Origin of the sequence: Proteus hauseri ATCC 700826 (genome assembly GCF_001654965.1) — a bacterium.
In the GTDB taxonomy this organism is placed as follows: Bacteria; Pseudomonadota; Gammaproteobacteria; order Enterobacterales; family Enterobacteriaceae; genus Proteus; species Proteus hauseri.
Window position 1 is genome coordinate 172,788 of sequence record NZ_LXEV01000023.1, and the last position, 22,779, is coordinate 195,566.

The following is a 22,779-nucleotide window of genomic DNA, read 5'->3' on the forward strand; positions in this document are numbered from 1 at the left end:
GAAGTCGTTTTTCTCCCTCTTCTGCGCAATTAATCCCTGATGATTTAATCAAACAGGGATTTGTTCTATAATAGCGCCAAATTTTTTTAACAGCACAACAGGGACTCTCCTCTCTGTCGTTTTTTTGTGACAAGGTGAACGTTTATGGGATTTAAATGTGGTATCGTCGGTCTGCCTAACGTAGGGAAATCTACACTGTTTAATGCCTTAACTAAGGCCGGTATTGAGGCAGCCAACTTCCCATTCTGTACTATCGAACCAAACACAGGTGTTGTTCCAATGCCTGATCCTCGCTTAGATAAACTGGCTGAAATTGTTAAGCCACAGCGTATTTTACCAACAACAATGGAATTCGTTGATATCGCGGGCTTAGTAAAAGGTGCCTCTAAAGGTGAAGGTTTAGGTAACCAATTTCTGACTAATATTCGTGAAACTGAAGCAATAGGTCATGTAGTTCGTTGTTTTGAAAATGACAATATTATTCACGTTGCGGGTAAAGTTGATCCGGCAGAAGATATTGACACTATCAATACCGAATTAGCGCTTTCTGATTTAGATACCTGTGAACGTGCAATTCATCGTAACCAGAAAAAAGCTAAAGGTGGCGATAAAATTGCTAAAGCAGAAGTTGAAGTGTTAGAAAAATGTTTACCACATTTAGAAAACGCAGGCATGTTACGCGCACTTGATTTAAGCGAAGAAGAAAAAGCAACTATCCGCCACTTAAGCTTCTTAACCTTAAAACCAACCATGTATATTGCAAACGTTAATGAAGATGGTTTTGAAAATAACCCTTACCTTGAAACCGTTCGCAAAATTGCCGAAGCAGAAGGCTCTGTGGTTGTTCCTGTTTGTGCCGCTATCGAAGCCGATATTGCTGAGTTAGAAGATGCTGAACGCGAAGAATTTATGCAAGATTTAGGCATTGAAGAACCGGGTTTAAACCGTGTTATTCGCGCAGGTTATTCATTACTGAACTTACAAACCTACTTCACAGCTGGCGTAAAAGAAGTTCGCGCATGGACAATCCCTGTGGGTGCAACAGCGCCACAAGCAGCAGGTAAAATCCATACCGACTTTGAAAAGGGCTTTATCCGCGCTCAAACTATCGCTTATAACGATTTTATCACTTACGGTGGTGAGCAAGGCGCAAAAGAGGCCGGAAAAATGCGAGCCGAAGGTAAAGAATATATTGTTCAAGATGGCGATGTGATGAACTTCTTGTTTAACGTCTAAGTCTCTTAATCACAAAAGCTACATTTTCTTAAATAAAAACCCAAAAGTTGAAGATCAACTTTTGGGTTTTTTTATGGTTTTACTTTAAATAAGTATTACTTCCACTGTGGTGGCATCATCTCATTAAAAATAGGAGCACAGTGTATTTCTCCATATGCTCTCATTCGGAAATAAAGGCCGGTTGTTTCAGTGGTCTCATTACCGCTTACCAATAAATCAGATATAACATCATTATAATCATCGCCCATTAATCTTTTATCTAATTCATTAGCTTTATTTATTAATGCATAAGCATAGAATTTCAACGATCGAGGCGACCCGTTCCCCAGACCAAATACATCGTTAGATGAATATTTAACAAATATAATTGCAAGGCACAGTAAGTACTTAGACTTTTCTTCATTACTTAACCCGTTTAATTCAAAAATGTCATATATTTGTTGATAATGTTCATTTTTGAGTGATGTCATTAAAATATTGTTCTCTGGGATATCTATTAATTCATTTAAAACCCCATACATTTTAGTTTGCTCTTTCTTATCGCGATCAATTAATCTATCTTCAGCCAGAATATGATTACCAATGAAAGCAGAATAGAATCTTTCAGCGTAGTCGCCAAAATTTAATGCTAGTTTATTAAATTTCTCATGAAGAATGAGAACATGACAACTATCTTTAAAAACATTATAATTATCTTTAAAGATCTTAAAATCTTTATTAAATAAATTATAAAGATTGATTCTATTAATAGTCTGTTCATCTTCTTTGATATAAAGAGAAAATGAATTCCACTGTATATCCGCTTTTGTAGGGTCGGCAAATAGCATTTTATTTAATTCTTTATAGCTTGTCACCATGGTTTTATCTTTGTTAATAAGGATAATATTATTGCCTGCACCTTCACTATCCCAATCAACCCTTTCATCATTACCAACTTTAATTCCTTCAGAAAAAGGTTTCACTTTTTCTAATTTAAGATATTTATCATATAAATCTCTAGATTTTTCTCGGATATTTATATCATCATGATAAAGAGAGATTGCCATTAACTTAATAAAATCCCCATTATCTTCCAACATGAAATCATTCTTTTCTTGATCATTAAAAAACTTGGAAATCATATCCAGATATAACGATACGTACTTTGGTTTTATATATTTTTCATCATTTTCAGTTAGAGTTAATTTATCAAGCAAAGATTTAACGGAATTTCTAATCTCTTTATCTTCCAAATAATATTCTTTTGAAAAAATGTAATTTAGAAACGAATTAATATGATTTGAATTTACATAGATATTATTAGGATACCCCACATCCTTGATTAATTGATTAACGAGTTTTATTTTAATATCGGAATATTTATCATCAATACTTCTAAGAGTATGAAATAATGTTTTTTCGTCTGAATTATCAATTAATTTTTTATCCATAAAATTTTTATCTATGCATCCAAGATTAAATTCTATTTCTGCATTATCAAGCTTGGCATTCGAAAAATTAGCATCGTTTATATGGATTTTAGTTCCGCTCAAATCACTATTTATAAATTTTGAGCCATCCAAAAATATATCACTTAAATCAACATTGGAAATATTAGAATTTGAAAAATCATTATTTGTTTTAATTCTAAAATGATTAAGTTTATTTAAAATCTCAAAATTTCCATTCCTGAGATCTTTATCGAAATATGTTTTTCTTTGACTGATGGTGTCTATTTTTTTAATCAGCATTCTATATTTAATTACTTTAATTTTATTAAGTTCACGCTTCTTATATTTACGATGGAAATTATATTCAGCAGTTGTTAATTTTATATCCAATATTCTTCTTGCAAAAGCTAAGTTCTTAAAAGAAGGATGATAATCTGCCACATCAACAGCAGCTGTAGTATCCTTAGCCAAATGAGCCTTTAGATATGTAAACACTATATTCATAATGGTCATCTATATAATTAATTATGTATTTAAATCTACCATAACAACTATTTATAAGTACTACTTTAATAAAGTAATCACCCTCAAATGATTAAAAAAAACCATTCAAATAACTTTATAAAATAATAACTACACAAATCTAAAAAGTGGGGGGACCATTATCAATATTTTAATAACAATAAAAACATTTGAATTTTTTATCAATGGGACCAATAATTAAATTGATAGTCAATTAATGACCACTTATTTCCAATAAGGAGCAGTTTCATTATGAATGATAATTTAAACCATAATATGCGAAATAATAGCGATATAGCCCATAATAAAAACAGTAGTTGTCAATGTAGCCAAGAGATAATAACCAATCTAAATAATTATATTAATAATCATCCTGAATGTACCATTTATCAAAATTCATTAATGAGCAGTTTAATTGCCGGCGTTTATGATAGTGATGTGACTATTGCTGATTTATTAAAACAAGGTGATTTTGGTTTAGGCACCTTTGATCAACTTGATGGTGAATTAGTTGCTTTTGATAACAACGTTTTCCAATTGCGTTCTGATGGTAGTGCCCGTAGAGCATTATATTCTCAAAAATCCCCTTTTGCTGTGATGACCTTTTTTAATTCTGATATTGAACATTCGTTTTCTTATGGTGCCTCACAGCAAGAAATACATAACACCATCAATCAGTATGTTCCTTCCGATAATCTTTTTTGTGCAATTAAAATTGAAGGCGAATTTGAATTAGTTAAAACACGTACTGTTCCTCGCCAAGAACCTCCTTACTCTCCTATGTTAGAGGCGATAAAAAATCAACCTATTTTCACCTTTCACAATGAAATCGGTATTATTGCTGGCTTTCGCTCACCACAATTTACGCAAGGTATAAATGTTGCTGGATTTCATGAACATTATATTAATCAACAACGCCAAGGTGGCGGCCATGTTCTTGATTACTATTTAAAATATGGCACTTTAAAAATAGGTGTAATTTCCCGCTTTACCATTGATTTACCTAGTCATTCAACTTTCCTCCAAGCGAACTTAATGCCAGATAATCTGCATCAGGCAATAAAGCAAGCCGAAAATTAATCTAGAACCCCCTTAGTTTTATTACCAACTCGTATTTTATTCACTTGCAAAATAAAAGAAGGTTATATGAACACTCATCATTGGAAATGTGGTGCAGATTTAGTCGTCAAACAATTAGAACGACATGGCATTAAACAGGTGTTTGGTATTCCGGGTGCAAAAATTGATCGTATATTCGATTCGCTTGTTGATTCCAGTATTGAAACCGTGGTTGTTCGTCATGAAGCTAATGCTGCCTTTATGGCTGCTGCCGTTGGGCGTTTAACAGGTAAGGCAGGCGTTGCAATTGCAACCTCAGGACCGGGATGTTCTAATCTGGCAACAGGCATTGCAACGGCAACTTCCGAAGGTGATCCATTAGTTGCATTAGGGGGTTCAGTAAAATCGGCTGATAGATTAAAACTGGTTCATCAAAGCATGGATACGGTTACCATGTTTAATCCAATTACAAAATTTTGTGCAGAAATAGATTCTGCAAAATCTATTTCTGAAACCATGGTCAATGCGTTTCGCCATGCAGAATCAGGAAGACCCGGCTCTGCATTCTTAACGTTTCCAATGGATATTTTAAATAATGCCGTTGATAGCCCAATATTAGTACCAAAATCTAAATCTAATATAGGTAGCGCTAATAATGATGCCATAAATGAAGCAGTTAAATTATTATTAACGGCAAAAAGTCCTGTTATTTTATTAGGTTTACAGGCAAGTTTTCCTGATAATGCGCTAGCATTACAATCACTACTTGATATTTGCCCCCTTCCAATTGTGGGAACTTATCAATCAGCAGGTGCTATTGCTCATCGCCATTTCTCTTTATTTGCAGGGCGAATTGGTTTATTTAATAACCAACCGGGAGATGAACTACTTTCCTATGCAGATTTAGTCATTACGTTAGGTTATAGCCCTATTGAATATGAGCCTTCATTGTGGAATCACCACAACGCCAATATTATTCATATTGATGAAATTCCGGCTGAAATAGATTTAGCTTACTGTCCTGATTTAGAATTGACTGGCAATATTAAGTTAACCCTCGATAATTTAACTCAGCGTTTCGCTAAACAATCCACATCTCAAATTACACTCTCAAATAACACTCGTCAGGTTTTAGAAAAAATTCGCCAACAAAGAGAAACGCTGCAACAGAATAGTTATTTTAGACAAGGTAACCCTATTCACCCTTTAACCATTATTCATGAGATGCAGGATATTATTAATAATGATGTAACGCTTTGCATCGATATGGGAAGTTTCCATATTTGGCTTGCACGTTATCTTTATAGCTTTAGAGCAAGACAAATGCTGATTTCTAATGGCCAGCAAACAATGGGGGTTGCCCTACCTTGGGGAATTGGAGCCTCTTTTGTTCGCCCATCGGATAAAATTATTTCAGTTTCTGGTGATGGTGGCTTTATGCAATCGTCTATGGAATTAGAAACTGCTGTTCGTCTAAACACCAATATCTTGCATATAATCTGGGTAGATAACGCCTATAATATGGTTGAGATGCAAGAGCAGGAAAAATATGGACGTTATTCTGGCGTAAAATTTGGTGCCATTGATTTCAAACACTATGCTGAATCATTTGGCGCTAAAGGCTTTGATGTAACATGTGCGTCTCAGTTACGTACCGTTTTACATGAAGCAATGGCTGTTGAGGGACCCGCTGTTCTCGCTATTCCTGTCGATTATCGGGATAATGCAAAATTAATGGAACACATCAATTATAATATAATTATTTAGTTATCTTACTTAAACGCCGTATTTAAAAAATAAGGGTGAGTATTTTCCACTCATCCTTTGCCTTTTTTATTTTTCTTCATATCTTCTTGTTTTGATACAAAGCAACTTCATTGTTAATAAAAGGTTATTCGTTATTTCTTCTTTCGTTTTTTTTATTAATAATACGTTATGCGAATTTTGTGCATAAAAATGAAAGTAGATAATACAAATAAACTAAGTTTTATCTTATCTGACACAGTCATTTTAGTGCTTACAATAACCATAATAAATTAAATATAGACTTTCAGATTAGGATAATCATCATGTTTCACACCTCATCACTTTCTTCTCATGCTCGATTTATTGCTCTTCGCCTTCTCCCTAATGAGGATGTGATTATGGCATTACGACAGATTATTAAAGAAAAAAATCTGAAATCGGCATTTATTGCGGGTTGTGTGGGGAGTTTAACAGATGTGGTATTACGTTTCGCAGGTCGTGAAGAAAATCGTTATATTACAGGTAAGTTTGAAATTGTTTCACTCATTGGCACATTAGATGCCTCAAGTGAACATCTTCATTTAGCAGTATCAGATGAAAATGGATTAATGTGTGGTGGACATATGATGCCAGGTTGTACAGTGCGCACAACGCTAGAGCTCGTTATTGGTGAGTTAGAGCAAGTGACTTTTAGCCGTCAACCTTGTAAATACTCTGGTTATGAAGAGTTAGTCATCACGCCGCGTAAATAAAACCCCGCAGATAAGAGAATATATTTACGCATCTGTAATAAAACCAATAATAACTACTCTTTTACAAAGGTTTTTTTAATTATGTCTACAACGCCCCTTATATCGAGTCGTACTCTAGTTCTTATTGTGGTCTCTATCGCAATTAATATGATCGGTGGTCAAATTACCTCGATGCTTAAACTTCCTATTTTCCTAGATTCTATTGGCACATTAATTTGTGCATTATTAGGTGGCCCTTGGGTTGCTTTATTTACTGGCTTATTGACAAATCTATTGTGGGGATTAATTAGTGGTCCTATAGCCGCCGCTTTTGCTCCTGTTGCCATGATGATCGGATTAAGTGCAGGTTTACTGGCTCGTGTTGGTGGCTTTCGCTCTCTTACTCGCGTTATTGGCTCTGGTATCCTTATCACTTTGGCTTTAATGTTGGTCGCGGTGCCAATTCGTACTTATTTATTCGCCGGTACAACCGGAAGCGGCGCTGATTTCTTTGTTGCTTATTTCCATGCTGTTGGCGAAGGATTAGTTGAATCTGTTGCTATTACTGTGTTGGGCGCTAATCTTGCCGATAAAATATTATCCGCCATTATTGCATGGATTTTAGTACGTCGATTACCACAACGAGCACAACGTAATTTTCCATCGATGGCAAAGGTTAGTTGACAATGCATCCGTTTACCTCACTTGCACTCTGGTTTTGGCTTAGTGCGAGTGTTATTTATCTACCTTTAGATTTGCCATTGCTACTTATCAGCGGTGGCGTTTTTATTAGCGTATTAATCTGGACAGCGTCACGCTGGCGGTGGCGCTTTATTGCATGGTTAATGATCCCAATGGCTATCGGATTATGGCTCGTTCACAGTGGTTGGCTTGCCCACTGGATAACCAATGCGTCTTTAGATACCAGTAACCAACATGCTGCTATTGCGCTTTGGTTAAGATTATTAGCCATAATAAGCGCCGCACAATTATGGCTACAATACACAACTACTGAACAATTTATAAAAGCACTTTTTGCGAGCCGTTTACCTGTTAGCTTTTCTTATCTCTTAGCTGGACCATTATTACTTGTAGAACAATTAAATCAGCAACTACAAAATATAAAAGAAGCACAATTAGCAAGAGGTGTCCCCCTTGATGGTAACTTTTATCAGCGTTTAAGCGCGTTACCTGCCGTACTTTTTCCTTTAATAAGCCATACCCTAAGTGACTTAGCTATTCGTGGCGCAGCATTAGATATGCGAGGATTTCGGATTATTGCTAAAAGAACCATGCTATCACCACCTACTGACAGCTCACTTCAAGTGGTTCTTCGTTATGCCATTTTATTAATAATCCTTATTGAAGGGGGGATTTGGTTATGGTGGTAAATTTACAACAACTCAGCTTTACACCTAAAAATGAAGAACGGCCAATTATAGGACCTATCGATCTTCAACTTTATCAAGGTGAATGGTTAGTCGTATTAGGCGGCAATGGCAGCGGAAAAAGTCTACTAGCTCAACTAATCGCTGGCTGGTTTCCTGATTTACTTAGCGGCACAATTCAAGGTTCAGGTATTGTGCAAGAAATTGATTTAGACAAAAGCCGATTAGTTTCTTTAGCCCCCGGACGTCAATTAGTACAACAATCCCCGCAATTACAACTCTCTGGCTGTGCTTTTACTGTTGAACAAGAAGTGGCTTTTGGCCCTGAAAATATAGGGTTAAGTGCCAATGAAATTAGGTTTCGTGTAAAGGAAGCATTAGCAATAACACAATGTGAAAAACTACGCTTTCGCCACCCTGCCACACTATCAGGTGGAGAAGCTCAACGTGTCGTTATTGCTAGTGCGCTTGCTATGCATCCCCAGCTTTTATTATTAGATGAAGCCTTTAGTCGTTTAACATCTAATGCTACACAGCAATTGCAGCAACAAATTAAGCGTTATGCTAAAGAATATAATTGCAGCGTAATTGTATTTGAACGCAATCTACTTCCAGCAATTAGCTTAAGTGATCACTTTTTATTATTAGAAGCCGGAAAAGTAAAATCTCAGGGCTTATTGCAGCAAGTTTTTCCTATGGCTATTTCAACAGTTAATGCACCTGATGCATGGCAAGCATTTGCTTGGTTAGTTGAACAAGGTCATTGGAAACAGCCCATTGTTGATAATGACCAAGCATTACTTAAAGCATTTAAGGAGTTTTATGCTACAGCTTGATAAAATCACTTATCGTTGGAGTGAAGATGAGTCACCTTGTATATCACAACTTTCTTTAACACTAAATAAAGGTGAATGGGTAACATTAGTTGGCGATAATGGAGCAGGAAAATCTACATTATTACGCCTAGCCGCTGGATTATTAAAACCAGAGCAAGGCACAGTTCGATTAAACGAACAAAACTTATCTCATATTAAAGCAGCACAACGTGCTTGTCAGATTGGCGTGTTATTTCAAGAACCTGAACGCCAAATTTTTCACAGCACAGTAAAAGATGAAATTCTTTTTGGCTTAAAACAACGTAAAATTCCTAAAGTAGAAAAAGAACATCTATTAAACGAAACACTTGAACTTTGTGGCTTAACCGACGTTGCCAATATTCATCCATTAGATTTACATGCAGGCCAACGTCGAATGGTTGCCGTCGCCAGCTTAAGTATCGTTTCTCCTCAGTTATTATTACTAGATGAACCAACACGTGATTTTGACGCTTACTGGTTAAAAAAATTTGAACATTGGCTGAATATACAAAAAAAGCAAGGTACATCAGTGCTAGCGATTAGCCACGACCTTGATTTTTCTGCTCGACATTTTCGCCGTATTATTCATTTATCTGCGGGTCAATTAATTGCTGATGGTGCACCAGAACAAGTATTAATTAATCCAACACTTCAACCACCTTCTGTATTACCAGCACCAACACTTTATTCGTTAAGTAAGAGATTAGGTTTACCTATTAAAAACAACCCAACACAATGGGCTGAAATGTTAATTGCTAGAAAATCTGCATTATAATAAATGATTAAGATAATAAAATATCGAGATAAAAATTTATTAAATATTGAAATTTATCTTTCAGAATATAATATTAAACATTTACTTTAATTTTCAGACAACGTTTTCATATCAATAACAAAGCGATATTTCACATCACTCTTTATCATTCTCTCGAATGCTTGGTTAATATTTTTAATATCAATTAACTCTATATCTGCCGTAATATTATGTTTACCACAAAAATCCAGCATCTCTTGGGTTTCTGCTATTCCACCAATGCAAGATCCCGCAACAGCTCTGCGCCCAAATATCATAGCACTCGTATTAATTGTTGGCTCAACATCACCAATTAAACCAACAAAAACTAATGTGCCATCAATCATTAATGTTGGTAAATAAGGGTTAATATCATGCGAGTAAGGTACTGTATCAATAATGACTTCAAACTCATTCTTTACAGCATCCATTTGTGCTTTATCGGTAGATAATACAACATGATGTGCACCTAAACGTCGCGCATCAGCTTCTTTATCTATTGAGCGTGTAAATAATGTCACTTCAGCACCGAGTGCATGGGCAAATTTTAACGCCATATGCCCCAAACCACCCAACCCAATGATGGCAACTTTACTCCCCTTCGTGACTCCCCATTGGCGCAGTGGCGACCATGTCGTAATTCCTGCACATAATAAAGGCGCAACACCTTCAGGTGCTAAATTATTAGGAACATGAAGTACAAAATCTTCAGCACATAAAATAGCTTGCGCATACCCGCCATAAGTTACCCGATTATCATGACGATCATGGCTATTATAAGTAAAGGTGAATCCTTCTTCACAATATTGCTCTAATCCTTGTTGGCACGCAGAACAATGGCGACAAGAATCTACCATGCATCCCACACCAACTAAATCACCCACTTTAAATTTATTTACTTTATTTCCTACCGCGGTTACATGACCAATAATTTCATGTCCTGGTACTATAGGATAGATACTTGCATTCCAATCATTACGCGCTTGGTGTAAATCTGAATGGCAAACGCCACAATAAAGAATATCAATAGCGACATCATCTTCACGTAACGAACGCACTTCAAATTGATAAGGGGCTAAAGGAGCTGATGGTGATTTAGCAGCATAGCCAAGGATCTTATTTACCATTTAAACAATTCCCCTATATATTAATAAAAAATTAAAAAACATCTGAAATCATACTTATTTAGCATAGCTGTTATTGAAATAATTGCTTTATATCTCTAAGTTTTGTTAGCATATGGTACAAAAAAACAAATTTCATTGAAAAATTAAAACTCAGTGAACATAAATATTATTTATATAAATTAAGAATAACTGGAGAAAATAAAAATGGAGGTATTTAATTTCATTATTGATTCATTAAATCATTTATCTCCAATAACGTTATTTATCTCTATTACTTTATTAACTGCCGGTAAATCGACGATAGGTATTTCTTCCCTTTTACCACCAGCATCACTTATGTTGTTATTAATATTTAGTCTTTGTTTACCCACTTATTCACCTATTTTTCTTTGGCTTGCAGCTGGTTGTGGCGCTTTATTAGGCTCTATTATGAGCTATGAACTTGGCCGCTTTATTTATCGTTTTCCTCGCCTTGAAAAAAGAGTATCTCGTTATCAATCGAAAATTAATCGTCTACAGCAGTTATTAAAAAGCAAAACCTATTGCATTGTTTTTATTTCACGTTTTCTTGCAGTATTGCGTTATTTAACGCCATTTAGCGCAGGGTTATTAAAATTACCCGCCTATGGTATTTATATAACCAGCGCAATATCTGCATTAGTTTGGTCTGCACTTTTTGTTTTAATTGCAACTGGAGTACTTAACATCACGTTATAACAAGCTGACTACTCAACTCATTACTATTCAGCGACTTTTTCTTTCGCTACCACTTTTCCATTATCCCACACGCTTGTTTTAGCTGCTCACTTAACATGATTAGCTTATCTATTTTCATATTTTCTTAACTATTTTTCTTATTATTCATCTTAATTAGTCTTTTTATGACTTATTTATCTAATTCCTCGGATTTTTACCTTACTTTTAGTTTTTTTTCTCACTGCTTATTTTCTTATCGATATTTTCTGTCGCCTTTCCTAGTTAACACCATAAATATGATTAAAATTTACATAATTACAGAGATGATCACAGTTTGTTATCTTTTTGTTTTAAATTAATCAAGTTGGTTCACAATTTACCAACCTTTATTTACCTATTGAAGTTGTCATGTTGTATACAAGTTAGTGTGAAACATTCACCTGCATTTTTATGTACAGGAACAACAACATCATGAGAATAAAAAAAACAAAGCTCGCCATTGGTCTTGTTGCTGTTATTGCTGTTATTTCATTAGCAGTGATCGGCAAAAAAGAGAATGCGAATAAACAATTTCTTTCTGTAGCAACCGCATCAACCGGAGGAACGTATTATCCAATGGGGGTCGGTTTGGCCAATGTTTGGAGTACGCATTTAAAAGATAGAGGCGTGCAAGTTACAGGGCAATCCTCTGCTGGATCGATAGAAAATATCTATCTAATGCAGAAAAATGAGGCTCAGCTTTCCATTTTACAAAGCTTATTAGCAGTAGAAGCTTACGATGGCGTGCGTAATTTTGAAGGTAAACCAGAAAAAAATCTGCGTTCTATTTCAATGTTATGGCCTAACGTAGAACACTTTGTTTTGATGAATAATAAAGTGAAAACTGGCACATTAGAGGATATTCGCTCAACCAGCTTCTCTGTTGGCCCACAAGCCAGTGGTACAGAACAATCTACGATAATTATTTTACAAGGTGTCAATTTAACCAAAAAAGATATCACACCTGAATATCTTGGTTATGGAGATACCGTTTCAGCTATGCGTGATGGTCGCCTTGATGGTGGTGCGTTGCCTGCCGGTGTTCCTGCTTCTGCGGTAACAGATATGTATGCAAGTGGTGTAAGTGCAAAATTACTTGAAGTCACCGACAAGCAATTAGACGATATCAATAATATTGCCAACTCCTGGTTTCGCTTTGAAATACCCGCAGATACCTATCCTCGCCAAACTGAAAAAGTAGACACTATTGCTCAACCTAATATTTTGATGACCACCACCGCAATGGATGATGAGTTAATTTATGAACTCACCAAAACCATGTTTGAAAACCTACCAGAGGTTCATCAAGTACATAGTGCTGCGAAATACATCACCACAGAGAATGCATTAAAAGGTGTTTCTGTGCCACTCCATCTTGGTGCTTATCGTTATTACAAAGAAATTGGGTTAGCGATCCCCGATTATCTTATTCCGCCAGAAGCCCAAATGCAGATTAATAATAAATAACAGGAGTGAGTTATGACAATAAATAATGACCATTTAACTCCGGTAGAACCCCCTGCACTAGATAAAGAAGCCGGCTCTGGTAGTCGTCAGCTTGCAGGTATTTACCTTAAAATTACTACAACCCTTGCTATTTTAATTTCGCTGTATGCTATTTACTCTAATGCGTTATCAAATACACAAGAGTTTTATCGTAATACTATTTTTCTTAGTGGGATCTTAATTCTAGGATTTATTCTTTTCCCGTTTTCTAAGCGTTTTTCAACACCTAAGTTTAATCTCTGGGATTATCTTTTTATTGCCTTAACATTAATTAGTTATGGTTATTTTTTCCTTAATTACGTTGATCTACATGTAGTCAGAAAAAGTATTCCTAATACGACTGATTATGTAATGGCGATACTTGGTATTATTGTCCTTTTCGAAGCCGCCCGTCGTACTACAGGTTACTTTATTCCTGGCCTTGCAACTTTCGCTATTATTTACGCCCTATTTGGTCAGTATTTTATGGGTATTTTTGGTCATGCGGGGTTTTCGGTAGAAAGATTGTTATACCGCTTATTTATGACCAGTGAAGGCATATTTGGTATTACCCTATCAACAGCATCAACCGCTATTGTGGTATTTATTTTATTTGGATCATTTTTAAGTGTCAGCGGGGCTACAGCACTATTTAATGATTTAGCATTAGCCATTGCAGGTCGCCGTCGTGGAGGTCCTGCACAAGTTGCGGTTATTTCATCTGCATTAACAGGTTCATTAAGTGGTAGCGCTGTTGCTAACGTAGCAACAACGGGAACATTCACTATTCCTTTAATGAAAAGCATCGGATTAACGCCACGTTTTGCTGGTGCAGTAGAAGCAACTGCCTCAACGGGTGGAATGATAATGCCGCCAATTATGGGTGCAGCTGCCTTTATTATGGCTGGCTTTTTGGGTATTTCTTATACCACTATTGTTATTGCCGCCATTATTCCAGCACTGCTTTATTACGCCGCATTAATTATGGCAATAGATATTGAAGCCAAAAAACAAGGATTAAAAGGATTAAGTAAAGAAAATATTCCTCGAGTTAAAGCCGTATTAAAAGCCCGTGGTTTATTACTATTACCACTAGTGATTGTTATTGGCACATTACTTGTCGGAAAAACGCCAATTTATGCAGGATTTTTAGGCATATTAACCATTATCGTCGCCAGTTGGATTACGCCAGATAAAACCGTTCGAATGACATTAAGCAAAGTCGCTGATGCCTTAGCTGAAGCCGCAAGAGGCTCTGTACAAGTTACCATCGCTTGTGCTGCCATTGGTGTCATTATTTGTGTTGTTACCATGACAGGTATTGGCGCCACATTAGCCTTTAATATTGTCTCGATGACTGACAATACATTATGGATGATCTTATTAGTCGTTATGTTGGTATGTATTGTATTAAGTATGGGTTTGCCTTCAACTGCATTATATATTGTTGTTGCCGTTACAGTGTCACCTATATTGATTAAAGCGGGTGTATTACCTTTAGCCGCGCATTTCTTTGTATTTTGGTTTGGTGCTCTTTCTAATATTACACCACCAGTAGCATTAGCCAGTTATACTGCCGCGAGTATAGCAAGAGCAGATCCAATGCAAACGTCATGGGATGCTGTTCGTTTAGCACTACCCGGCTTTATTATTCCGTTCATTCTTGTTTATAACCCTGCATTATTAATGCAAGGCGATAACTTAGGTATATTCTCTATTGGATTAATGATTATTACTGCATTAATAGGAATTTATGCATTAAGTATTGCTACCGCTAATTTTTGGATGGTGAAAACAACATGGTTTGAACGCATTGCATTTGCTGGTGCCGCTATTTTGATGATCAAACCGGGCCTTTATACTGACCTAATGGGGATCGGCTTAATTATACTTACTGGCACATTCCATATTCTACGGTCTAAAAAGCAATTAAATAATATGGGGCATATTCCCGGAGAAAACTAGATGATACAAAAGATCTCACGCCAAAAAGCGTCACATCAGACCCTTGACCAAATAAAGCAAAGTATTTCGGACGGTACTTATCCTATTGGTGAAAAATTACCTTCTGAAAATGTTCTCGCTGATGCCTTTGGTGTTAGCCGGGTTCCAATCAGAGAAGCATTAGGTGTATTAGAAGCGAGTGGCATTATTACCTCACGCCAAGGTGGAGGTAGAAGAGTTATCGACCATTCAATACTGAGTAAATACGAACCGATAGTAATGGAAGTCGCTCGTCCTCAAGAAATCGATGCGTTGCTTGAAATGCGTGAGGTCATTGAACATGAAGCGGCTGCCATTGCCGCTTTGCGCCGAACACCAGAGGAACTAGTGGCTATTGAAAACGCGCATCAAGCATTTATTTTAGCCACGACACAAAATAAAAATATTGGCCATAAAGAAGATTATCAGTTTCATCGCACCATAATGGTGGCTTCTCATAACCCATTTTTTGTTCGAATTTTAGATAATATGCATGAACTTTATCTTGGCGTACTAATGTATTCATTAAGCCAAAATAAAGGGCGAGAGGTAGAAACTGAACGTGTTATCGCTGAACATGAAGCGATAGTTGAGGCAATACGTCAACAAGATTGCGACGAAACCAGTCATAAAATGCGCCTTCATTTAACCAATGTACGTGGCAAATTAAATCGTTTACAGCAAGAGAAACGTTAACAATATATTTAGCAAAATGGATAATATTATGACTTATGACGTTATTATCATCGGTGCAGGATTAGTCGGATTAGGAGTTGCCAGTGCACTTCAAGAGAGTCAGCCCGAGCTTAAATTACTGGTGATTGATAAGGAATCTGGCCCTGCAATTCATCAAAGTGGCCATAACAGTAATGTTGTTCATTCAGGTATTTATTACACACCTGGTAGCTTAAAAGCGAGACTCGCCAAACAAGGCAATATCACTACTTATGCATTTTGCCAACAGCATAATCTTTATTATGATCGTTGTGGCAAAGTCATTGTTGCAACTAATGAAAGTGAGTTACAAGCATTAGAAAAAATTTATCAGCGCGGTATTGAAAATGGGCTTGAAGTAATAAAAATGACACAAAGCGAACTCAACGCCAGAGAACCTTATGTTAATGGCATTGCCGCTTTATTAGTACCAGATGCTGGTATTGTAAATTACCCTGAAATTGCCGCCAAGCATGTAGAAATTATCCAATCACGCAATGGTGAATTCGCGTTTAATCAAACTGTTACTGCTATCAATGAAACCGATGATGTTGTTTCAGTGTCTACATCAAATAATCAATTTACAGGTAAATGGCTAATTAATTGCGCTGGATTATTTAGTGACCGTATTGCAAAAATGGCAGGATACAATACCGGAATGAAAATAGTCCCTTTTCGTGGTGAATATTTTATGCTTAACAATAATAAAAATTACTTAGTGAATCACTTAATTTACCCTGTTCCTAACCCTGATTTTCCTTTTTTAGGCGTACATTTTACTCGTATGTATAACGGGCATCGAGATGTAGGCCCTAATGCTGTACTCGCCTTTAAACGTGAAGGTTATAAAAAGAGCGATATCAACTTAAAAGATTTGGCTGAGGTATTAACTTATAAAGGTTTTTGGAAAATAGCTGGAAATTATTTTGGTGAAGGAATGGCTGAATTACGTCGTTCTTATTCTCGTAAACTTTTTACTCAAAATGCACAAAAGCTAATTCCTGATTTACGTGAAGCAGATATTCATCCTGGCCCTGCTGGTGTTCGCGCTCAAGCACTCACACAAGACGGAAAGCTCGTAGATGATTTTCATTTTGTAAAAGGAAAACGCTCATTACACGTGTGCAATGCGCCTTCACCGGCAGCAACCGCCTCTATTGAAATTGGTAGAGAAATAGTAAGAGAGCACTTTTTATTATAATAATGATCTGTTTTTATTTGTGAATAAAAATAAAAGGCACTGTATTTTATTTATTCAGTGCTTTTAGTAAATTAATTACTGCACTCTTTTAACGCCTCATCTATTAACCACTGCTGAAATATCTCCATTGAAGCCGTAAGTGGTTTAGATTTTAAATACGTTAACCAATATTTTCCTATTTCAATCTCAATGGGAAAAGGCTGAACTAATTGACCACTTGCGATTTCACGTGAAAACATTTTTGCTGGCGCTAATGCAATACCGCCCTCATAAATAGCTGTTTCAACCATTAATCGCGAAGAATCAAATATTGAGCCAGAAACTTTGAATGTTGAAATATTGGCAGCACAGCACCATTTTTCCCACTCATCCTCTCGATAAGAACGATATAGATTTTCATTAATTAAATCATTGGGATGATGTAAACGTTTTGCTGTTTCTGGTGAACATAACACCGTTAATGGTGCTGAAAATAACACCTTATTATGCGTTAATGGCCATAAGCCCTCACCAAATCTAATTGCAAAATCGAGTCCTTCGGTTGCTAAATTAACAATGTTGTTATTGGTTCTTAAACTTATTTCAATTGCAGAGTGTTGCTGTTTAAATTCTGCTAATTTAGGTAATAACCACCCTACTGCAAATGTACCAACCGCCGCAATTGAGACTACTTCACGATATTCACCACGTTCAAATTGTTTAAAAGCGCGCTCGATATCGCTAAATGCATTGGTTAATACTGAAAATAAAATTTGGGCATCATCCGTCATTTCCAATCCACGAGGTAATCGTCTAAAAAGTACTACACCTAAACGATTTTCGAGCATTCTAACTTGCTGACTGACAGCACCTTGGGTGACATACAGTTCTAACGCAGCTTTGGTAAAATTAAGATGTCTTGCTGATGCTTCAAATGCTCTTAATGCATTAAGAGGAAGATGTGTGCGCATAATATTCTTAGCCAATAGATTTTCTCTAGGCTAAGGTGATTTATTATCGATTGTCAATAAAGTGATTTAATAGGATATTGCGCTACAGTGATAATTATAACTCTTAATTTAGTTATAACCCATTATCTATATTGAGATTTTCTTTATTAAATTAACCTAGGCTTTTATTACTATGTTTAAAAAAATTTTTCTTCGTTCCGTGGTGATGGTAGTTTCATTAATATCACTTTTCGCTTCATCAACTTTATGGGCACAAGATAATAGTGCTATCGAACAACAATTAGCGGCGCTTGAAAAAAGTACTCAAGGTCGTTTAGGTGTTGCTTTAATTAATACTGCTGATAATTCACAAATAACTTATCGTGGTAATGAACGCTTTGCTATGGCAAGTACCAGTAAAGTAATGGCAGTAGCGGCATTATTAAAAGAAAGCGAGCAAAAAACAGATTTATTAGATAAGAATATCAGCATAAAACAATCAGATTTAGTCGCTTATAGCCCAATTGTTGAAAAGCATTTAACGACAGGAATGACATTAGCCCAACTCAGCGCTGCAACATTGCAATATAGTGATAATACAGCAATGAATAAAATCTTAGCGCATTTAGGTGGCCCAGAAAAAGTCACTCAATTTGCACGTTCTATTAATGATATAACTTATCGCCTTGATCGTTCTGAGCCTGAATTAAATACGGCAATACATGGTGATCCTCGAGACACAACATCGCCATTAGCGATGGCGAAAAGTCTTCAGGCGCTAACTTTGGGCGATGCGCTAGGTCAATATCAACGTAATCAATTGATAACTTGGTTAAAAGGCAATACAACGGGTGATAACAGCATAAAAGCAGGTATACCAAAACAGTGGATTGTAGGTGATAAAACAGGAAGCGGTGATTATGGCACCACTAATGATATTGCTGTAATTTGGCGTGAAAATCAGGCACCACTTATATTAGTCATTTATTTTACCCAGCAAGAACAAAATGCGAAACCACGTAAAGATATCATTGTTAAAGCCACTGAAATTGTAACAAAACCGTTTATTAGGCAAAATTAAGTTTAAGCATTAATCAATATTTTTATAACAATAATGACCTGTTGGTTCGCGCCAATATTTAATCTCTATTATATAGGGGCATCTTTATTTATTTGTATATCTTTTTATATGCCTGAACTATATCGATTCAATAAAATTAGATAGTTTAATTAATCCATTATATTAAAAAGCCTCTTATTAAGAGCTAAGAGGCTTTTATATTGAAAAGTAATGTTGTGTGATTGTTTAAATTTACTGACATCTAAATTTTTATAAAAAACTTAAAGCGGCAGAGCAAAACTAACTTTAACGGTTTCCATTGGTACTTCTGTTTTTATACTTTGGATACTTGGGATTTGTGTTAAATAATCGGCATGAAAACGACGATAAGTCGCTAAATCTTTTGTCACGATGCGGATCAATGCATCACATTCACCCGCCATTAAATGACATTCAACCACTTCTGGTAATACTTTTATTGCTTTTACAAACTCTTCAATGGTTTCAGCATCTTGTGCTCTAAACCAGATACGTGCAAATAAAGACAACCCAGCATCAACTTTACTACCATCTAAAACCGCAACATAACGAGTAATAACGCCAGATTCTTCTAGTAAGCGCACGCGTCTTAAACACGGGGATGGTGAAAGCCCAACTTCTTTTGCTAATTCAATGTTCTGGATTTTGCCGTCACGCTGAAGCACCTGCAAAATATGTTTATCTATCTTATCCAATTTTATTGACATCAAAGATTAACCTTAGCTCTATTTATGGAATTTTATTGCCAATTAATTATTTTTGTTAGCAACAAAGCAACCCGATTTTTTCGAAAACATCATATAATTTTTCAGCTAAATTTCACAGCAAAAACGATGTTCAACCCAACATATTTATATCAGGTGAAAAAGATGGAATTTAACACTTTATTATTATTTGCTCTGACAGTATTGCCACTTATTTGTACTCCAGGGCCTGATATTTTATTTATCTCATCACAAGGTCTTGCCAGTGGAATGAGAACCGCATGGATAGCCAATGCTGGCGTGATTAGTGGGTATCTTACTCATGCCCTTTTCAGTGCATTAGGTCTTGCCACTATCGTTGCTGCATCACCTATTTTATTTAATTTACTTAAATGGATAGGTGTTGCTTATATCGCCTATCTTGCTATTAAAATGCTGTTATCTGCATGTAAAAAAAGTAATTTAGTCATTTCTGCAAATAAAACCTCTCATGTTTTTCGTAAAGGTTTTTTAACCAGTTTTCTCAATCCTAAAGGATTGTTAGTCTATTTAGCTATTTTACCAAACTTTATTGATAGTCATAATGATATAGCTCTGCAATCTATACTGTTATCAACAATATTTATTACTACTTGCTTGGTCATTTACGGTATTTTAGGTTCAGTTTTTGCTTATATAGGCTTAAAAGGTGGCTTGTCTGATAAACGTCGTCGCTATAATGATGGCATTGCTGGTGGATTACTCACCTTTGCAGCTGTCAATCTCGCCTTAAATTAGCATCAATATATATACAAAAAGTATTTCACCTTATTTGACCACTGATATTGACTATTTCAGTGGTCGAATATCTGCCCATAATAGTTGGCTATTTGCGGTTAATGGACTAATTTCTCCTTCCCGAATATCGGGTAGCCACCAAGCACCTTGTCCTTTGGAAATATGTTGGCAAGTGGCACCTGTTAACGTCCATTGCCCCTCTATGACATAAATTAAACCAGCATGAGAGCTTGGCAAAATTAAGGGTTGTGTCACTAACGTTGTTTCTGCTTTCCAACAAGTTCGACGCACCATAATATTTAAACATTTAACCGCCCCTTCGATTAATTCAGAGCGTACATGTATATCGCCTGAAAAATCGAAAGGTTGATAAGAGGTCGTCACAGAGTGATTAAAAAAACCGGGACTATTTAAATTAACACCCTTACCTTCTAACAATACCATTTGCCGTTCTATATCTGGAAATTGGCCTAGTGAACTATTATCATCAATCGATGTTAAACATGCACGCCATGAAAAATCATTATTAACCGGCCAACAAACAATTTCTTGTGTTGTGCCTCGTTGATTACTCCATGAAATAAACGGTAACTCTTGTTGATCAAAACAACGTAATTTCATTGTCTCCTCCTACAATATCTGGCTAATTAGTCTGATAGTGAGGTCAAGGATCAATCATTGGAGATTAGCGTTCATAAATCAATAAATAACTTTTAAAAATGTGCGCCAACATCGGCTATTTCTACGCTATTTTCGACGTAGTTTACGGCATCCTTCACCAATAATTTCCATTCCACGTTCAGTACGATTATTCCATTGAAACGAAGAGTTTAAACGAAAGGCATGATTAAATTGGCAACTGGTTGAAAACATAGAACCCGGCGCAATACTCACCCCTCGTTCTAAGGCGAAATGATAAAGTTTATTCGCATCAAACTCTGATTCAAATTCAACCCATAAGAAATAGCCACCAATAGGAATATTAACTTTTACATCATCAGGAAGATGCGTTTGTATTGCTTGCAACATACGATAACGTCTTTGTTCTAGCAATAATCTTAAACGACGAAGGTGCGTATCATAACCGCCTTGGGAAAGATAATCAGCAATAGCTTGTTGTGTTGGCATACTTGCCGATACTGTACTCATCATCTGCAATTGCTGAATTTTTGTTGCGTGTTTACCTGCTGCAACCCAGCCCACCCGAAAACCTGGTGCTAAACATTTAGAAAACGAAGCACAATGCAATACGCTATTAGATCTATCAAAACCTTTTACAGGCATCGGTGCTTTTGGACTGTTATACAGTTCACCATACACATCATCTTCAATTAAAGTGATTTGATTTTTCGCTAAGATATCTACCAGCTTAATTTTATTCTCATCAGGCATAGTTCCACCTAATGGATTTTGACAGTGACTCATTAACCAACATGCTTTGATATCGTATTTTTCAACAACTTTCTCCAGCTCATCTAAGCAAATACCAGTTACGGGATCTGTTTTAATAGCAATAGCTTTCAAGCGTAAACGTTCTATCGCTTGTAATGCACCATAAAAAGCAGGTGATTCAATCACAACCCAATCACCCGGTTCTGTCACAGCTTGCAAGCTAAAACTCAGCGATTCCATTGCACCTGCTGTTATTACAATCTCATCAGGTGAGACATGAATCCCTTGTAAAGCATAGCGTTGAGCAATGTTACGCCGTAACTTTTCATTACCCGGTGGTAAGTTAATTACTGAGCTTTGAGGTGCTAAATGCCTTGCCGCTGCCGCTAATGCGCTACTTAATTTTGGTTGAATAAAAAGGCTAGGATCAGGAAATGCAGAACCAAAAGGAATAATGTCGGGATCTTTACAGGCTTGGAGCACATTGAAAATAGAGGTGCTTATTTCAACATTTTCGCTCATATGCAGCCCTTTACTGGCGGTTACCTGACCAAAACGTGTATTACGATGTGCAACATAATAGCCGGATTGTGGCCGAGCCGTTATCCATCCCTGACTTTCTAATAATTGATACGATTGTAAAACCGTCATTAAACTTAAGCCGGATTGTTTAACCGTATCCCGCAATGAAGGTAAACGGTCGCCGGATTGCCAGATATTATCTTCAATCTGTTGACGAATTTGCGCTGCAAGCTGTTCATATCGAGTCATATAAAACTGTTTACCTCAAAACTGTTATAGTCATTTTTAAACTTATTGTCACTATTATAGTCTACTTTCATATGGTCTACTAATCCACACGATTTACCTG

At 36.2% G+C, this 22,779-nt stretch carries 21 protein-coding genes; 15 read left to right on the forward strand and 6 right to left on the reverse strand.

The features are described 5' to 3' along the window. Window positions 1-144: 144 nt before the first annotated feature. A complete protein-coding gene (gene ychF, locus M997_RS10510; protein WP_064720066.1) occupies window positions 145-1,236 on the forward strand; it encodes a redox-regulated ATPase YchF in 1,092 nt (363 codons plus the stop codon). 95 nt (window positions 1,237-1,331) lie between these two features. On the opposite strand, the gene M997_RS10515 is transcribed toward ychF, so the two are convergent. After that, window positions 1,332-3,170 carry a pentapeptide repeat-containing protein gene (locus M997_RS10515; RefSeq protein WP_064720067.1) on the reverse strand — a complete coding sequence of 613 codons (1,839 nt, stop codon included), beginning with the start codon at window positions 3,168-3,170 and terminating at the stop codon, window positions 1,332-1,334. 270 nt (window positions 3,171-3,440) lie between these two features. Here M997_RS10515 and budA point away from each other — a divergent pair, with 270 nt between their 5' ends. From budA to M997_RS10550, 7 genes are all read left to right on the forward strand, one after another. Further along, window positions 3,441-4,268 (forward strand): acetolactate decarboxylase, encoded by an 828-nt coding sequence (gene budA / locus M997_RS10520; protein WP_064720068.1) that lies wholly within the window; start codon window positions 3,441-3,443, stop codon window positions 4,266-4,268. 66 nt (window positions 4,269-4,334) lie between these two features. Then, window positions 4,335-6,014 carry an acetolactate synthase AlsS gene (alsS, locus tag M997_RS10525; RefSeq protein WP_064720069.1) on the forward strand — a complete coding sequence of 560 codons (1,680 nt, stop codon included), beginning with the start codon at window positions 4,335-4,337 and terminating at the stop codon, window positions 6,012-6,014. Window positions 6,015-6,316: 302 nt separating this feature from the next. Then, entirely contained in the window at window positions 6,317-6,745 is a 429-nt protein-coding gene (locus tag M997_RS10530; RefSeq protein WP_064720070.1) for a PPC domain-containing DNA-binding protein, read from the forward strand. A gap of 81 nt (window positions 6,746-6,826) precedes the next feature. Beyond that, window positions 6,827-7,408 (forward strand): ECF transporter S component, encoded by a 582-nt coding sequence (locus tag M997_RS10535; protein ID WP_064720071.1) that lies wholly within the window; start codon window positions 6,827-6,829, stop codon window positions 7,406-7,408. Between the two features lie 2 nt (window positions 7,409-7,410). Then, window positions 7,411-8,115, forward strand: a complete 705-nt coding sequence (locus M997_RS10540; RefSeq protein ID WP_064720072.1) for an energy-coupling factor transporter transmembrane component T — start codon at window positions 7,411-7,413, stop codon at window positions 8,113-8,115. Beyond that, entirely contained in the window at window positions 8,106-8,948 is an 843-nt protein-coding gene (locus tag M997_RS10545) for an energy-coupling factor ABC transporter ATP-binding protein (RefSeq protein ID WP_064720073.1), read from the forward strand. The genes M997_RS10540 and M997_RS10545 overlap by 10 nt, the downstream gene beginning before the upstream one ends. Further along, the gene (locus M997_RS10550; protein ID WP_064720074.1) at window positions 8,935-9,744 is read left to right on the forward strand and encodes an energy-coupling factor ABC transporter ATP-binding protein; all 810 of its coding nucleotides are present in this window, start codon (window positions 8,935-8,937) and stop codon (window positions 9,742-9,744) included. The genes M997_RS10545 and M997_RS10550 overlap by 14 nt, the downstream gene beginning before the upstream one ends. 86 nt (window positions 9,745-9,830) lie before the next feature. On the opposite strand, the gene M997_RS10555 is transcribed toward M997_RS10550, so the two are convergent. Next, a complete protein-coding gene (locus tag M997_RS10555) occupies window positions 9,831-10,889 on the reverse strand; it encodes an NAD(P)-dependent alcohol dehydrogenase (protein WP_064720075.1) in 1,059 nt (352 codons plus the stop codon). Between the two features lie 204 nt (window positions 10,890-11,093). On the opposite strand from M997_RS10555, the gene M997_RS10560 reads away from it, so the two are divergent. The 5 genes from M997_RS10560 to lhgO all read left to right on the forward strand — a co-directional run bounded on the left by M997_RS10560 (window position 11,094) and on the right by lhgO (window position 17,007). After that, window positions 11,094-11,606 (forward strand): DedA family protein, encoded by a 513-nt coding sequence (locus M997_RS10560; RefSeq protein WP_064720076.1) that lies wholly within the window; start codon window positions 11,094-11,096, stop codon window positions 11,604-11,606. A gap of 450 nt (window positions 11,607-12,056) precedes the next feature. After that, the gene (locus M997_RS10565) at window positions 12,057-13,091 is read left to right on the forward strand and encodes a TAXI family TRAP transporter solute-binding subunit (protein ID WP_064720077.1); all 1,035 of its coding nucleotides are present in this window, start codon (window positions 12,057-12,059) and stop codon (window positions 13,089-13,091) included. Between the two features lie 12 nt (window positions 13,092-13,103). Continuing rightward, window positions 13,104-15,074, forward strand: a complete 1,971-nt coding sequence (locus M997_RS10570) for a TRAP transporter permease (RefSeq protein ID WP_064720078.1) — start codon at window positions 13,104-13,106, stop codon at window positions 15,072-15,074. Beyond that, a complete protein-coding gene (locus M997_RS10575; protein WP_064720079.1) occupies window positions 15,075-15,788 on the forward strand; it encodes a FadR/GntR family transcriptional regulator in 714 nt (237 codons plus the stop codon). 16 nt (window positions 15,789-15,804) lie between these two features. After that, window positions 15,805-17,007, forward strand: coding sequence for an L-2-hydroxyglutarate oxidase (lhgO, locus tag M997_RS10580; protein WP_074379351.1), 1,203 nt, complete (start codon window positions 15,805-15,807; stop codon window positions 17,005-17,007). A 71-nt stretch (window positions 17,008-17,078) separates the two neighbouring features. On the opposite strand, the gene M997_RS10585 is transcribed toward lhgO, so the two are convergent. Continuing rightward, on the reverse strand, window positions 17,079-17,957 hold the full coding sequence (locus tag M997_RS10585; protein WP_064720081.1) for a LysR family transcriptional regulator: 879 nt from the start codon (window positions 17,955-17,957) through the stop codon (window positions 17,079-17,081). 172 nt (window positions 17,958-18,129) lie between these two features. On the opposite strand from M997_RS10585, the gene bla reads away from it, so the two are divergent. Continuing rightward, window positions 18,130-19,017, forward strand: coding sequence for a class A beta-lactamase (bla, locus tag M997_RS10590; RefSeq protein WP_064720082.1), 888 nt, complete (start codon window positions 18,130-18,132; stop codon window positions 19,015-19,017). Window positions 19,018-19,277: 260 nt separating this feature from the next. Here the strand turns inward: bla and M997_RS10595 are convergent, their stop codons facing one another. Further along, entirely contained in the window at window positions 19,278-19,742 is a 465-nt protein-coding gene (locus M997_RS10595) for an Lrp/AsnC family transcriptional regulator (protein ID WP_023582027.1), read from the reverse strand. A 162-nt stretch (window positions 19,743-19,904) separates the two neighbouring features. Between M997_RS10595 and M997_RS10600 the strand changes: the two genes are divergently transcribed. After that, the gene (locus M997_RS10600; protein ID WP_064720083.1) at window positions 19,905-20,516 is read left to right on the forward strand and encodes a LysE family translocator; all 612 of its coding nucleotides are present in this window, start codon (window positions 19,905-19,907) and stop codon (window positions 20,514-20,516) included. Window positions 20,517-20,567: 51 nt separating this feature from the next. Here M997_RS10600 and M997_RS10605 read toward each other — a convergent pair whose 3' ends face one another. Both M997_RS10605 and M997_RS10610 read right to left on the reverse strand, forming a co-directional pair. Continuing rightward, complete coding sequence (locus tag M997_RS10605) at window positions 20,568-21,137, reverse strand: HutD/Ves family protein (RefSeq protein ID WP_064720084.1); 570 nt, start codon at window positions 21,135-21,137, stop codon at window positions 20,568-20,570. Window positions 21,138-21,263: 126 nt separating this feature from the next. Then, window positions 21,264-22,679 (reverse strand): aminotransferase-like domain-containing protein, encoded by a 1,416-nt coding sequence (locus M997_RS10610; protein ID WP_064720085.1) that lies wholly within the window; start codon window positions 22,677-22,679, stop codon window positions 21,264-21,266. Between the last annotated feature and the right edge of the window lie 100 nt (window positions 22,680-22,779).